The organism is uncultured Sneathiella sp. (genome assembly GCF_963976355.1).
Lineage (GTDB): Bacteria > Pseudomonadota > Alphaproteobacteria > Sneathiellales > Sneathiellaceae > Sneathiella.
Genome location: NZ_CAXBKA010000002.1, coordinates 449,864 through 462,688, shown reverse-complemented (window position 1 = coordinate 462,688; position 12,825 = coordinate 449,864). Strand labels below are relative to the sequence as shown.

11 protein-coding genes are annotated in these 12,825 nt (G+C 59.9%); 6 read left to right on the top strand and 5 right to left on the bottom strand.

Annotated features, from left to right (window positions below; translation table 11 throughout):
• Window positions 1–37 precede the first annotated feature (37 nt).
• Complete coding sequence (locus AAC599_RS05960) at window positions 38–1,363, top strand: FAD-binding oxidoreductase (protein ID WP_340149490.1); 1,326 nt, start codon at window positions 38–40, stop codon at window positions 1,361–1,363.
• On the opposite strand, the gene AAC599_RS05955 is transcribed toward AAC599_RS05960, so the two are convergent.
• Entirely contained in the window at window positions 1,355–3,616 is a 2,262-nt protein-coding gene (locus tag AAC599_RS05955) for an EAL domain-containing protein (protein ID WP_340149489.1), read from the bottom strand. The genes AAC599_RS05960 and AAC599_RS05955 overlap by 9 nt on opposite strands.
• 275 nt (window positions 3,617–3,891) lie before the next feature.
• Here AAC599_RS05955 and AAC599_RS05950 point away from each other — a divergent pair, with 275 nt between their 5' ends.
• Window positions 3,892–5,199 (top strand): DUF3422 domain-containing protein, encoded by a 1,308-nt coding sequence (locus tag AAC599_RS05950; protein WP_340149488.1) that lies wholly within the window; start codon window positions 3,892–3,894, stop codon window positions 5,197–5,199.
• On the opposite strand, the gene AAC599_RS05945 is transcribed toward AAC599_RS05950, so the two are convergent.
• The 4 genes from AAC599_RS05945 to AAC599_RS05930 all read right to left on the bottom strand — a co-directional run bounded on the left by AAC599_RS05945 (window position 5,192) and on the right by AAC599_RS05930 (window position 9,580).
• Window positions 5,192–6,565 carry a TRAP transporter large permease gene (locus tag AAC599_RS05945; protein WP_340149487.1) on the bottom strand — a complete coding sequence of 458 codons (1,374 nt, stop codon included), beginning with the start codon at window positions 6,563–6,565 and terminating at the stop codon, window positions 5,192–5,194. The genes AAC599_RS05950 and AAC599_RS05945 overlap by 8 nt on opposite strands.
• A 3-nt stretch (window positions 6,566–6,568) precedes the next feature.
• On the bottom strand, window positions 6,569–7,249 hold the full coding sequence (locus AAC599_RS05940; protein ID WP_340149486.1) for a TRAP transporter small permease: 681 nt from the start codon (window positions 7,247–7,249) through the stop codon (window positions 6,569–6,571).
• A 69-nt stretch (window positions 7,250–7,318) separates the two neighbouring features.
• Window positions 7,319–8,323 (bottom strand): TRAP transporter substrate-binding protein, encoded by a 1,005-nt coding sequence (locus AAC599_RS05935; protein ID WP_340149485.1) that lies wholly within the window; start codon window positions 8,321–8,323, stop codon window positions 7,319–7,321.
• A gap of 189 nt (window positions 8,324–8,512) precedes the next feature.
• The gene (locus AAC599_RS05930; protein ID WP_340149484.1) at window positions 8,513–9,580 is read right to left on the bottom strand and encodes an FAD-dependent oxidoreductase; all 1,068 of its coding nucleotides are present in this window, start codon (window positions 9,578–9,580) and stop codon (window positions 8,513–8,515) included.
• Between the two features lie 174 nt (window positions 9,581–9,754).
• On the opposite strand from AAC599_RS05930, the gene AAC599_RS05925 reads away from it, so the two are divergent.
• The 4 genes from AAC599_RS05925 to AAC599_RS05910 all read left to right on the top strand — a co-directional run bounded on the left by AAC599_RS05925 (window position 9,755) and on the right by AAC599_RS05910 (window position 12,822).
• Entirely contained in the window at window positions 9,755–10,909 is a 1,155-nt protein-coding gene (locus AAC599_RS05925; RefSeq protein WP_340149483.1) for an acyl-CoA dehydrogenase family protein, read from the top strand.
• Window positions 10,910–10,912: 3 nt separating this feature from the next.
• The gene (locus AAC599_RS05920) at window positions 10,913–11,386 is read left to right on the top strand and encodes a GNAT family N-acetyltransferase (protein WP_340149482.1); all 474 of its coding nucleotides are present in this window, start codon (window positions 10,913–10,915) and stop codon (window positions 11,384–11,386) included.
• A 15-nt stretch (window positions 11,387–11,401) separates the two neighbouring features.
• Entirely contained in the window at window positions 11,402–11,854 is a 453-nt protein-coding gene (locus AAC599_RS05915) for an SRPBCC family protein (RefSeq protein WP_340149481.1), read from the top strand.
• 149 nt (window positions 11,855–12,003) lie between these two features.
• Window positions 12,004–12,822 (top strand): sulfurtransferase/chromate resistance protein, encoded by an 819-nt coding sequence (locus AAC599_RS05910; RefSeq protein WP_340149480.1) that lies wholly within the window; start codon window positions 12,004–12,006, stop codon window positions 12,820–12,822.
• The last annotated feature ends 3 nt before the right edge of the window (window positions 12,823–12,825 follow it).

The window sequence follows — 12,825 nt, the reverse complement described above, 5'->3', positions numbered from 1 at the left end:
CCATGTCATCACGGACGAGGCCGACATGCAGGGCTTCGTGGTCGAATGGCGAGACAAGTTCGTCGGCCGCGCCCGCGCCGTGGTACAGCCGAAAACAACCGAGGAAGTCGCCGCCGTCGTCCGGCTCTGCGCCGAGACGAAAACCGCGCTGGTGCCGCAGGGCGGCAATACCAGCCTCGTCGGCGGCTCCATCCCGTTTACCGGCGGCGAAGAAGTCATCCTCTCCACCAACCGCATGAATAGCGTGCGGGAGATTGACCGGCTGAACGGCACGCTCACGGTCGATGCGGGCTGCATCCTCGCCAATCTGCAACAGGTCGCCGAGGAGAACGGCTTTATCTTCCCGCTCCGTATCGGCTCGGAAGGAAGCTGCCAGATCGGCGGCAATATCTCCACCAACGCGGGCGGCGTGCAGGTGCTGCATTACGGCAATACCCGCGAGCAGGTGTTGGGTCTCGAGGTCGTGCTGCCGGACGGGCGCATCTGGGACGGGCTCACGGGCCTACGCAAGGATAACACCGGCTATGACCTCAAGCAGCTTTTCATCGGCGCCGAGGGCACGCTCGGTATCGTTACCGGCGCGGTGGTGAAGATGTATCCGAAACCGAAATACCAGCAGGTGGCGCTCGCCGCCGTTCCCTCTGTCGAGGCGGCGATCGAGTTCCTGAGCCTCGCCCGCGCCATGAGCGGCGACCAGGTAACCGCGATCGAGCTCATTTCCCGCTACTGCATCGACATGGTGGTGCGCCATGTACCGGATTTCACCGACCCGATGCCCGCCCGCTATGACTGGCAGGTGCTGGTCGAGTTATCCTCAAGCGCGACGCCGGATTTGAAGGGACTGATGGAAAGCATCCTTGCGGAGGGTTTCGAGAAGGAGATCGTCCTCGATGCGGTCGTGCCCGCGAGCGAGGCGCAGCAGCAGCATCTCTGGCGCCTGCGCGAGGAAATCTCCGCCGCCCAGAAGCCCGAGGGCGGCAGCATCAAGCATGATATTTCCGTCCCCGTCTCGCGCTATGCCGATTTCATCCGCGAGGCCGATATCGCGGTCGGGAAAATCATCCCCACCTTCCGCTCCGTCGTGTTCGGACATATCGGCGATGGCAACGTCCATTACAACCCGATGCAGCCCGCGGATATGGACCGGGCGGAATATCTCTCCCACTGGGAGGAAGTCAGCCGCGTCGTCCATGATATCGCCGTGAAGATGCGCGGCTCCATCAGCGCCGAGCATGGCATCGGCCGCCTCAAGGCGGACGATCTGGTGCATTACAAGCCGGACGTCGAGATCGATCTCATGCGGCGGATCAAGAAAGCCCTCGATCCGGATGGCATCATGAATCCGGGAAAGCTCTTAAAATAGCGATTTCTGGGTGAAGGTGGTAAAGCCGGGATTGCGGATGAAGGGCAGAATTTCCTCCGCTGCCGCCGGACGCGAGAACAGGAAGCCCTGCGCCTGATGGCATTTGGCGGACCACAGGAATTCCACCTGGTCCGTTGTCTCCACCCCTTCGGCCAGCACCTTCATGCCAAGGCTGCGGCCGAGCGAGATCACCGTCTGGGCAATTGCGGCATCATCGCCATTCTCGGTCAAACCATCGATGAAGGTCTTGTCGATCTTGAGCGCCGAGACCGGCAACTGCCGAAGGTAGCTCAAAGAAGAATAGCCGGTGCCGAAATCATCGATGGCGAAACTGACGCCGAGGTCACGCAGCTCGCGGAAATTCCGAAGCGTCTGCTCGGGGTTTTCCATGATCACGCTTTCCGTCACCTCCAGCTCCAGAAGCCAGGGCGGGCAGCCTGTAACCTTCAGGGTCTTGCGGATCAGGTCGACAAAATCGTCATTCTGGAAGATCGACAGCGACAGATTGACCGCCACGCGGAAATCATCGGCGCCCTCGTCCAGCCAGAGGCGGCGCTGACGGCAGGCTTCCTGAAGCACCCATTCGCTGATCGGCGCGATCAGGCCGGAGCTTTCGGCAACCGGAATGAACTCGTTCGGCGCGACAAACTTGCCCGCCTCCCGTTGCCAGCGGATCAGCGCCTCGACCCCGATAATGGCGCCGGTCTCCAGATCGACCTGTGGCTGGTATTTGAGCGATAGGTCCTTGCGGCCGATGCCGGTACGCAGCGCATTGTTCATCTCGACGCGTGCATTGATGTCATTGGCGATGGCGCTGTTGTAGAAACAGAAATAAGAGCCGTTCCGCACCTTAAGATTGGCGAGCGCGATATTGGTGTTGCGCCACAGCGTGGTTGCGTTATCCGCATCCGCCGGATAGATGGCAAGGCCGATGCGCGGCACGATATGCGGCAGATTTTCGCGCGTTGACGGCCCATGCTCGAACAGGCTGTGGATGGTTTTCGGGATCTGTTTGAGCTCCTGCGTCGTTGTATAAGGCAGGCAAAGGCCGAAACCGTTCCCGGAGGTGCGGGCCAGCGAAATGGCGTCCGGAAACATCTGCGTCAGCTGCTCCGAGACGAACTGCAACAGTTCATCGCCCGCGTCATGGCCGAGGGCAATGTTCAGCTCCGGCAGATGTTCCAGCGTGAACTGCACGACGGCAACCTTCTTCTTCTCCGGCCGTGCCACCGTCTCGATATACTGCTGCACATCGGAGCGGAACTTGGCCCGGCTGTCGAGGCCGGTCAGGCTGTCATTGAAGGCGAGGCGCTTGATCTCCTCGAACATGTCCGCATTTTCAAGGCCGAGTGTGATGTTGGCGCAGATCAGTTCCATCTGGCGGGTTTCAAGGAAGGTGAGCGGCGCGCCGTTTTCCAGCACGACCACGCCCTTCAGTTTGTCATCGCGGCAGATACAGAGAATGCTCACCACGTCGGTGAAGATATTTTCGCGGCTGACCGTCGCACCGAGGATCATGCCGAACAGCTCCTCATCGACGACCTCCTTCACCCGCTGCTTGTTAGCGGTGACATAGCCGCCCTTGCCCGCGGTGACGGACAGCTCGCCCGTATGTTCGTTCGGGATGGCGAAGAAGCAATCCTCGACATTCTTGCAGATGACCTGAAGCTGGGTCAGGATCGTCAGGCAGAAATCCTCCACTGAGCGGACGCCGTAAAGCTCCCGCGTGATATCAAGAATGGTCTGCAGGGACTGCTTGTTGTCCTCCTCGGTGACCAGCCGCTCATAGGATTGCAGGGCGATGGTCAGGCTAGTAAACAGCTTGGGCAGGTTGATCTCGGAAATATCGCGGTAATCGCTGACATCGTAATTGAGGAAGCGGTTCTGCGTCTCTCCGGGCGCCGTCGCCTCGCCCAGCAGCACGATACGGATCGTCCGGTTGTCGAGTTCGGTCCGGAGCTTGCGTACCAGGGCAAGGCCGCTCTCCCCCTTCTCGCCTGACACATCGACGATCACAACGGCGATATCCGGATGCGCCTCCAGCATGTTCGCCGCCGCATCCGCATTCTCCGCGATCAGGAAAACAACGGGTACATGGCCGAACACAAAGGTATCGAGTGACCCGTAGGGATCATTATTCTTCGGAATATTGATGGAAACCAGCAGGATCTTACGCTGCGGCGCCGGGCTGAACGGGCGCTGTTTCCGTGAAGCCGACAGTGTCGGCATCTGGCCGTCAACTGAGCGAATCATGATATTTACGCATACTGTTACTACCCCCAACTAAGGCCATGATGAGTCAATTGGAAAAATTACGCAAATATTTTCGACAAATTTGGCAAAAAAGGCCCATAACCCCCTATATTTAGGTTGATTTAAGGGTTATCCACACAAAAAATCACAGCAACCCGGCATAGTTTCATGTATCAGCGCTCGTTAATTGACATTGATTTTAAGAACGTCTAGTCCTTGCGATCCCGAATTACGGGTGTTGGAAATCGCGCAGCTTGGAGAAGGTTAAAAACGACATGGACACGCCGAGAGATTGTGCCGGACTCAAGCCGCATCCCTTACGTTTTGATATCAATAACGAGATCCACGCTCGTCCCTTCGAGCAGATTGTCGCCCCGCTCACCGCGACCCACTATGCCATGTTCATCGAAGAGCATCAGGAGGAACAGGAGTATCGCCATATCTGCGATCTGTGCCGCCGTTATGGCCTGCATCCGCCGATGGAAAATGCCAACCATTTTTCAGGGGATTTCGGTACTTTCCGGCTGCGCTGGGAACGGCATGCGGAATTCACGACCTACACCTTTCTCCGCCGTAACAAGGGGGATGAGCCCTTTGCGAAGACGGCCTGCTCGGAAGTACCGGAAAAATGGCTGCGGGAGCTGCCGGGCCTCCTGCTGACGGCGATAAAGGCCGAAATCCTGGACAAGGGTCAGCCCCGCCCCAATGAAACCGAGCTCAATAAATACTTCGTGTCCGAAAGCCTCGTCAGCAGCATGATCGGCAGCAACGGCGCGCAGCGCTGGACCGACATGCGGATCGACAAGGACGGCTATATTCGCTCGCTTATTTATGATCATGACATGTCCCCGCGAAAAGCAGGGCGGGTGCTGCTCAGGATTTTCGAGATCGCGGTCTATCGTAATATGTCCCTGCTGGCGCTGCCGCTCGCCCGGGAAGTCAGCGTCAAGATTGCCTTGATCAACAGTGAGCTGGCGGCCCTGACGGAGGAGTTAAGCCGGGCGACCAGTGCGGACAAGGAGAAAGACCTGCTGCGTGACCTCACGCGTGTCTCGGCCGAGATCGAAACGCTGTCGTCAAAAACCGCCTATCGCTTCAGCGCCACCCGCGCCTATTACCAGATCGTGCTGTCCCGAATTGCCGAGCTGAAGGAAACGCCGGTTGATCCCTATCAGACGATTTCGGAATTCCTCGATCGCCGTCTCGCGCCCGCGGTCAGGACCTGCAACTCCGTTGCCGACCGGCTCGCCGACCTCTCACGGCGGGCCACCCGCTCCGCCAACCTGTTGCGGACGAAGACGGATTTCGCCCTCGCCGAGCAGAGCCAGGCCCAGCTTGCCGCCATGAACCAGCGCGCGCAACGCCAGCTCCGCCTGCAGGAAACGGTCGAGGGTCTTTCCATCGCCGCCATCAGCTATTATCTGGTCAGCCTTGTCGGTTATGCCGCCGAGATGGCCCATCCGCTGGGGCTCGCGCTCAATGTCGAAATCGTCAAGGGCGCATCGATCCCGATAATCCTGCTCGCTGTATGGTTCATGCTCAGGCGTTTCAAGAAACGCCTGTTGCGGGATCATCCTATTTGATGACGATTTCCGGCCCCATGAAGGTCGTCGGTAACCAGGTCGACAACGTCGGGACATAAGTTACCAGGATCAGGAAGATGAACAGGATGCCAAGCCATGGCAGGGCGGCCTTCACCACCCGCATGATCGGCATCCCCGCTATGCCTGAGGTGACGAACAGATTGAGCCCGACCGGCGGCGTTATCATTCCGATCTCCATATTCACCACCATGATGATGCCGAGATGGATCGGATCAATGCCGAGTTCCATGGCAATCGGGAAGACCAGCGGCGCGACAATCACGATCAGGCCCGACGGCTCCATGAACTGCCCGCCGATCAGCAGGATGACGTTGACGACGATCAGGAACACCCACCAGTTAAAGCCGGCATCCAGCATCGCGCCCGCAATCTGCTGCGGGATCTGCTCGTCGGTCAGCACATGCTTCAGGATCAGCGCGTTGGCGATGATGAACATCAGCGTGACGGTGAGCTTGCCCGCCTCGAACAGGGTATCGCGGGTGTCTTTATGGAAGAACACGGTGATCAGCGCCTGCGGTTTGCGCCAGATCGGGATCGGCGTATCGCCCGGCCGGTGCAGCGGCCCCATGTCGCAATAGATGAAATTGGCGATCAGGAAGGCATAGACCGAGGCCACCGCCGCCGCCTCCGTCGGTGTGAAGACACCGCCGTAGATACCGCCGAGGATGATGACGATCAGGAACAGGCCCCAGCCCGCATCCCGCGCCGCATTAAACCCCTCGCCCCAGCCCAGCCAGTCGCCTTTCGGCAGGCCCTTCCATTTTGCGGCGATATAGATGCCGACCATCAGCATGAACCCGGCAAGCAGGCCCGGGATCACCCCGGCAAGAAACATGCGCCCGACCGAGACGTCTGTGGCCGCCGCGTAGACGACCATGACGATGGAGGGCGGGATCAGGATGCCGAGCGTTCCGGCGTTACAGATAATCCCGGCGGCGAAATCCTTCTTGTAGCCGACCTGGGTCATCCCGGCGATGACGATGGAGCCGATGGCGACCACCGTTGCCGGGCTCGAGCCCGAGAGCGCCGCGAACATCATGCAGGCAAACACCCCGGCAATCGCAAGGCCGCCGCTGAAATGCCCGACCACGGCGATCGAGAAACGGATGATGCGCCGCGCGACGCCGCCGGTCGACATGAAGCTCGACGCAAGGATGAAGAAGGGAATGGCGAGCAGCGTATAATGCCCGGCCATCGCCTCGTAAAAGGTCTGGGCGACGGAGGCGAGCGAGCTGTCCGAGGCCGAGAGCAGGAAGAAGATGGAGGTCAGGCCGAGCGCGACGGCAATCGGTACGCCGAGCAGCAGCAGCGCAATGACAACGGCAAACAGAATGGCTATTTCCATCGTCTATTCCTCCCGTGCGGCTTTTGCGGCGGCTTCTTCAACCGCGTCTTCGGCTTCGTGGCTGACGATGATCAGCATCTGCTTGCCGGTGTAAACGGCCCAGGCGGCCTGAAGGAACCGATAGAGAAGCAGCGCCATGCCGAAGGGCAGCATGACATAGGGGATCAGGCGCGGGATCTTCTCATAGCGCTCCCCGTCGTTGAACCAGTCGGCGATGAACTGGAACATCTCCGGCATGAAGACATCGTTGGTTTCATACCAGCCCTTGGCGAGGAACTTGTCCTGGAACCCGGTCGGGAACCAGCGCCCCGTCGTCGCCGGCAGATTGGCGAAATTCGCCCAAAAATCCCAGCCGCCCTTCAGCAGCAGGAAGGCATAGACGATACAGCAGGCGACCGCGAGCAGCGTGCAGATCTTGCGCACGGGCGGCGAGAGCAGGCTGACGATGGCATCGACACCGAGATGCGCCGTTTTCTTGACGCAGTAGCTGACGCCGAAGATGACGAGCCAGGCGAAGAGGATCGATGTGACCTCAAGCCCCCAGAGAATGTTGGAATTGAAAACATAGCGCGCCATGACATTGGCAAAGGTGACCAGCGTCATCAGGCCGAGCATGACGGCGATCATCGTCTCCTCGAGCGAGTCAATGAATGATCGCGGTGACTGTGGATTATGCCCCGACATGGCCTCCCCCCTTGCCCGGTACGCGAAAAGATGCTGGCGCGGTGTTGGCCGCGCCAGCGGTTCAAACGCCTAGTTGGTCATATTGAACTTCTGTGCCTCGGCGATATTGTCGGCACCGACATCCGCCTCGAACTGTGCCCAGACCGGCTTCATGGCATCAACCCACATCTGCCGCTCTTCCGGGGACAGCTGACGGACGACGCCGCCGGCATCGATGATCGCCTGTTTCGCTTCCGCGTTCACCTTGGATGATTCGGCGTTCCGGGCTTCCGTTACTTCCGTGATGATGGTGTCCAGCTGGGTGCGGACATCATCCGGCAGGCCATCCCAGAATTCCGTCGAGGTGACGAGAAGATAGTCGATCACGCCGTGGTTGGTTTCAGTCGTGCCGTCCTGAACCTCGAAGAATTTCTGGCCATAGATGTTTGACCAGGTGTTTTCCTGTCCATCGACGGTTTTCTGCTGCAGAGCGCCATAGACTTCAGAGAAAGCCATTTTCTGCGGGTTGGCGCCAAGAGCGTCCATCTGGGCGACCAGCACGTCAGACGACTGCACACGGAATTTCAGCCCTTCCGCATCGCCGGGGGTGACCAGCGGCTTGTTGGCCGAGAACTGCTTCATGCCGTTGTGCCAGAAGGCAAGGCCCAGAAGACCGCGCTTGGTCATGCTTTCCTTCATGGCCTGGCCGGTGTCGGAGTTCTGGAAGGCATCCACAGCCTCGATATCCTTGAACATGAACGGCAGGTCGAAGATGCGGAACTGCTTGGTGAACTGCTCAAACTTGGAGAGCGACGGCGCAGCAAGCTGGACATCGCCGTTCAGCAGCGCTTCCAGCACCTTGTCATCATTGTAAAGCGTGGAGTTCGGATAGACTTCCATGCAGGCCTTGCCCTGCATCTCGCTGTTCACCCGCTCCTGCAGCAGGCTCGCGGCAATGCCCTTCGGGTGCTTGTCGGTGTTCGTCACATGGCTGAACTTGATAACAATTTCGCCCGGGTCGCAATTCGCGTAGGCGACAGAGCCCGACGCCATTAATACGGCGGTGGCCGCCGCAACCATTAATGCTTTACGCATAGTCTTAAATCCTCCCGATATGTATCACTGAAAATATGGTGCGCCCTTTGGAGCGTCTTGGATGCCTCAAAGGGCCTCAGACACTATTGTTCACGAATTTTTCTCTTTTGCAATAAAATCTTGGCGGGTAGTTTTCATGCTGCGGCGCAACATGAAATGTTCCTGATTAGCGCCCTCGCCGCCGCGGTCTCATCCATAGAGAAGCACATCGATGATCTTGCGCCGGAGCGGCGGCAGATGCGCAGCCGCCACGAGCGCCAGGCGAAACAGTTTGCGGATCATCGGTCTTGTCGAGGTGACGAATTTCCGCACCCGCTCGCTGCCGGCGATGATCTTCGCCCCTTCCCGATGGCGCGCGGCGCTATAACTGTCCAGCGTGCCGTCCTCAAGCCGTCTTGCAAATTCCGCCGCATCGGCAATGCCGAGGTTCATGCCCCGCCCGCCGACCGGGGAATGGCAATGGGCGGCGTCCCCGGCGAGATAGACCCGCCCCCGGTTATAGAAGGACACCTGACGGACGGAGATGGTAAACGCCCCTTCCCGGCGGACATTGGTCACATCCATCTCCAGCGGCAGCTGACGGAGCGCCTCGGGCCGGTTCGAGATAACGCGATACCGATCCTTCGCGAGCGGCACCGCCACCATCACCCCGCCCCGCGACAGCTGGCACAGGGTCAGGGTTTCGGGATGCGGCCAGTTCCTGGCATCGACATCGGCAATCGACCAGGTTTCGGGGAGGTCATGGCCGGGGAACGGAATGTCCAGCAGCTTGCGGGTGGTGCTGTGCACCCCGTCGGCGCCAAGCACATAGTCAAAACGCTCGCTCGCCCCGTCCGCCAAGGTCGCCAGCACGCCGTCCTTTTCCTCCATGAGGCCGGTGAGTTCCGTCGAGAAGCGGACGGTTACCCCCTCCGCCTCCAATGCCTCCCGGAGCAGGGCTTCCGTCCGATCCTGCGGCAGGCCGAGGATAAAATCATAGCCGTATTTCGGCGGCGTTGCGTGGATCTGCAGGACCAGGGCGAGCGTCGCCCGGCGATAGAGGCGGGCCTCGCGAAAACGGATGCCCTCCGCCAGCAGTTTGTCCGCAACCCCGGACGGATACAGCAGGCAGAGGCTCATCGGCGTAATGCCGACGGCGCGCGACAGGCCGGAGCCTTCCGTCTGCTTCTCGATGATCTCCACCTCCATCCCGCGCCGTTTCAATTCTACCGCCGCCGTCAGGCCTGTCGGTCCGGCCCCCACCACCAGCACTCGCATCCTCTTTTTCCTTTCCGGGCGTCATAAAGCCTTGCTAGGGTTACAACCAGATCCCCCATTTTCTCACAAGCCGGGTGTCCCTGCAAATGAACAAATCGCTGCGAGGAAAAGCCGCTTTCGTGAGGCGATGCCCTCGGCTATAGTCAGGGAAAACAACAAGAACAGGGAGCTTTCATGGAACTGCCACTCACCGATGCGGAAGCGGCGATGCTGGATCATGCCATCGATTTTGCGAAAACCGAGGTCGCGCCGAACGCGCAAAAATGGGAGGAAGAACGCCGCCAGCCGATCGAGGCGCTGAAGGCCGCATCCCTCGCCGGGCTCGCGGGACTAGAAGTGCCGGAAAGTCTTGGCGGCAGCGCCCTGCGCTTTCGCCTGAAGGCCCGGGTCGCCGAGGAAATTGCCCGCCATTGCTTTGCCTTTTCCTTTTCCATGATCAATCATATGGGCCTCGCCGGGAAGATCGCCCGCGACGCCCCCGCCGACATCCAGAAGCGCTATCTTCCTGAAATGCTGGCGGGGGAGGCCATCGGCTGCACGGCCCTCAGCGAGCCGCAGGCGGGCAGCGATTTCGCCGCCATCACCACCTCGGCAAAAAAGGTGAACGGCGGCTGGATCCTGAACGGCGAGAAGGCCTGGATCACCAATGCCGCCCATGCGGATCTGATGTTCCTATATGCCCAGACCGACCCCGCCGCCGGATGGCGCGGGGTAGCGGGCTTCCTCATCGATGCGCGTGAGGAGGGTGTGACCCGCGTGCCGCCCTTTCAGATCATGGGCGGCCATGCCATCGGCGTCGGTGGGTTCAGGCTGACGGATCATTTCGTGCCCGACATCCGCCAGATGAGCGAACCCGGCGACGGTTTCAAGGCCGCCATGGCCGGGGTCAATGCCGCGCGGAGCTATGTCGCCACCATGTGCTGCGGCATGACCGAGGCGGCGATCGCCCTCGCCGCGCGCTATGCGAATGAGCGGGCCGCCTTCGGCGGGCATATCGCGGATTTTCAGGGGCTGCGCTGGCAGCTCGCCGACGCCCAGACGGATATCGAGGCCGCGCGCCTGCTCGCCTACCGCGCCGTGCTGGCGGTGGAGGATGGCACGGCGGCCGAACTGCCCGCAGCCCATGCCAAGAAATTCGCTGCCCGCATGGCCGACACCCATCTTGCCCGCGCCATGCAGGTGATGGGCGCCGCCGGGCTCCGGCGGGAGTATCCGATCGGACGCCAGATCGCCTGCGCCCGCATTGCCAACTATGTGGACGGCACAACTGAAATCCAGAATGAGCGCATCGCCCGCGCCCTCTTCAAACAGGCCCGCGACGGGAGTTGAATCGTGTTGACCCGGCTGGCAGTGAAGACGGATATCGAGGCGCTGCTGCCGCTGATTGAGGGATACTGGCATTTCGAGGGATTTGACGATTTCGATGCGGCGCGCATCCGGCGTAATCTCGACTGGCTCTTCGCCCATCCGACGGCGGGCCAGATCCATCTCGCGATAGGGGAAGATCGTCCGGCTGGCTATCTTCTACTCGTCTATAATTTCAGCCTGGAACATGACGGGCTGATGGCGGATATTGATGAGTTCTTTATTGAAGAGGCGCACCGGGGACAAGGCCTCGGCGCCCGTCTTCTCGCCGCCGCCGAGGCCAGCGCGCAAGACGCCGGATGTAAGAGCCTGATGCTGCAGGTCGCCGGAGATAATGCCGCCGCCCGCGCCTTTTATCTGGATCACGGGTTTTTCGCCCGCACAGGCTTTGAGTTGCTCGAAAAGGATCTTCCGGGCATCATGACGGACACGCTTGAATAAAAAGGGAGAATAAGAATGAGCGAAACCCATGCTTTTGAACGCAGCCACGATATCCTGATCACCGCACCCGCCGCGACGGTGCTCGATTATGTCTGCAATCCCAACAGCTGGCCCGAATGGCTGGCCGCTTCGCACAAGATCGACAGCCCGGACCGCCCCTTGCGCAAAGGCGATACCTTCCGCGAGAACTGGCATACCCGGAGCGGTCCCGCCGTGCTCGACTGGCTGGTCACGGACTGCGAGCCGCCGCATCTCTGGATCGGGGAGACAAGCACGGATTTTATCGGCACGATCATCGTTCGCTATGATGTCGAGGACGCAGGAAACGGCGAGGTCCGCTTCACCCGCACCATGATCAACCCGGCGCGCCCGAAACCTCCGACGGAAGATCAGATCGCCCGCATGGATGCGGAGGCCGAGGTCGCGCTCGCCAACATCAAGAAGAATGTCGAGGCCCGCGCGGGCTAGTTCCGCCCGTCGCCAAACTGTCATAATTTTCCGATTGACAAAATCGGCTGACGCTTCACATAAATAGTTATGGGGTTTGCGGATACCCCGTGAGGCGTCAGCCCAAATTTCGCGTCCGAATCACCTTTTACAAAGAAAGGGAGGACGCTATGACGTCTCCAACTCAGATTTCCGTTTCCCAGCTTTCCCGGTTGATCGGCATGCCCGATGCCCCCATTCTTGTCGACGTCTGTATCGATGAGGACTTCAATGATGACCCGCGTCTCCTGCCGACATCATTTCGCCATCCGTTTCAGGATATTGAGGCCCTCGCCCCCAGATTGAAGGGCGAACGCGTCATCGTGATTTGTCAGAAGGGTCTGAAGCTAAGCCAGGGTGCCGCGGCCATTCTCCGTGATCAGGGTATTGCCGCCGAGAGCCTGGAAGGAGGTACAATCGCCTGGCGAGATGCCGGAGAACCCCTTATTCCGGCGGTGAAAATCCCAACGCGCAATCAGGGGGGGAGCACCGTCTGGGTTACCCGTCATCGTCCTAAGATTGACCGTATCGCCTGTCCCTGGCTTATCCGCCGCTTCATCGACCGAACCGCCCGGTTTTTATTTGTCGAGCCTGCTGAAGTTCTGAATGTGGCCGAGAAGTTCAACGCCATTCCGTTCGATATAGAAGATGTTTTCTGGAGCCATCAGGGCGAACAATGTACCTTTGATACCATGATCCGGGAGTTCGCCCTTGAAACAGAACCGATGACCCATCTGGCCACAATTATCCGGGGTGCCGATACCAACCGGCATGACCTTGCGCCGGAAGCGGCGGGGCTGATGGCGGCTTCCCTCGGTTTATCGCGCATGTATCGCGATGATCTGGCACAGCTTGACGCAGGCATCAGGCTCTATGACGCCTTTTACCGATGGGCGCGCGACGCCCGGGATGAAGGGCATGACTGGCCCGCCCCCAAGGCAGGAGGCTGAGAC